Here is a 1,508-nt window from a genome sequence, read left to right on the forward strand (position 1 = left end):
CGCGGCGACGAAGTTGCCGACCGTGCCGTCGCCGTTCGCGACGATGAGGGCGTTGCGCACCGCGAGGGGGCCCGCCGATTCGGGGACGTTCACGCCGTCGGAGGCGGAGTACTCGATGGTGGTCGCCTGCGGAGCGATGAGGTTGCAGCCGGTCGTTCCGAGCAGAACAGCGGCACCCAGGGCGACGGACGCGATCAGGCGCGTTTTCACGGATCCTCCAAGATCGACAGACGGCATCCCGACCATCCTACGGGGTTCGCGGTGCCGGTCCCGTTCTCGGTGGCGCGTCCGCGCGTGCGCCCGAGGCCGGGCGGAGGGCGGGCGGAACAATAGCGCATGCGGGCCTGTGGTATCCTGGATGTTGCCGAAAGGACATAACTCCATGCTTTTTGAGGTTGGCGAGACCGTCGTTTACCCGCACCATGGCGCGGCCACGATCATCGAGGTCAAAGAACGCGTCATCAAGGGCGAGACGAAGAAATACCTGAAGCTCAACGTCACGCAGGGGGATCTCGTCATCGAGGTCCCGGCCGACAACGTCGACCTCGTCGGCGTTCGCGACGTGATCGGCAAAGAGGGTCTCGACCGCGTGTTCGAGGTGCTCCGTGCGCCCTTCACCGAGGAGCCGACCAACTGGTCGCGCCGCTACAAGGCGAACCTCGAGAAGCTCGCGTCGGGCGACGTGATCAAGGTGAGCGAGGTCGTGCGCGACCTCTGGCGCCGTGATCAGGACCGCGGCCTGTCCGCGGGAGAGAAGCGCATGCTGGCCAAGGCCCGGCAGATCCTCGTGTCCGAGCTGGCTCTGGCCGAGAAGACCGACGAAGACCGCGCGAGCGTCGTGCTCGACGAGGTCCTCGCGTCCTGACTCCCACGAAGACGCGCACCCGCTCGGGTGCGCGTCTTCGTGTTCCCGCGGCGCGCTAGCGTGATCGGGTGACTCTGCGCCCCGTTGCCACCCTCGCCGTCATCGTCGTCGCTGCCGGCTCCGGCACGCGGCTGAACGGGGGAGCGCCCAAGGCCTTCGTCGGACTCGACGAGCGGTCGATCCTGCATCACGCGCTGCGCGGGGTCTTCGCGGCCCCGCCGGCGCAGGTCGTGATCGTCGTCCCCGACTCGCTGCGTGGCGATGCGCTGACCGACGCGCGCGACGCGGCCGGGGACCGCGCTGAGCTCATCACCGTGGTGGCGGGCGGAGCCACGCGCCAGGAATCCGTCGCCGCGGGCCTGTCCGCCCTGTGGGCCGACGTCGAGACGGTTCTCGTCCACGACGCCGCGCGGGCGCTCACGCCGCCGGCGGTGTTCGATCGCGTGATCGGCGCCCTCGAGGCGGGTGCCGCTGCGGTGATCCCGGCCGTTCCGGTGGTCGACACGATCAAGCGCGTCGACGGCGGGGGCCGTGTCGTCGCGGCGGTCGACCGCTCCGAACTCGCCGCCGCTCAGACCCCCCAGGGGTTCCGTCGCGATGTCCTGGAGGCCGCGCTCGGGGCGGCCGATGCGGACCACACCGA

The 1,508-nt window shown here is 70.0% G+C and carries 2 protein-coding genes and 1 pseudogene; 2 read left to right on the forward strand and 1 reads right to left on the reverse strand.

Annotation, left to right across the window (positions count from 1 at the left end):
- Positions 1 to 210: pseudogene (locus DBR36_RS18370) on the reverse strand (DNA modification methylase); the annotation flags it as partial.
- A 172-nt stretch (positions 211 to 382) separates the two neighbouring features.
- Between DBR36_RS18370 and DBR36_RS10980 the strand changes: the two are divergent.
- Positions 383 to 865 carry a CarD family transcriptional regulator gene (locus DBR36_RS10980; RefSeq protein ID WP_056229249.1) on the forward strand — a complete coding sequence of 161 codons (483 nt, stop codon included), beginning with the start codon at positions 383 to 385 and terminating at the stop codon, positions 863 to 865.
- A gap of 68 nt (positions 866 to 933) precedes the next feature.
- A partial coding sequence (locus DBR36_RS10985) for a 2-C-methyl-D-erythritol 4-phosphate cytidylyltransferase (protein WP_181373567.1) occupies positions 934 to 1,508 on the forward strand: 575 nt, incomplete at its 3' end.

This window comes from Microbacterium sp. HMWF026, from assembly GCF_003061325.1.
Taxonomy (GTDB): Bacteria; Actinomycetota; Actinomycetes; order Actinomycetales; family Microbacteriaceae; genus Microbacterium; species Microbacterium testaceum_E.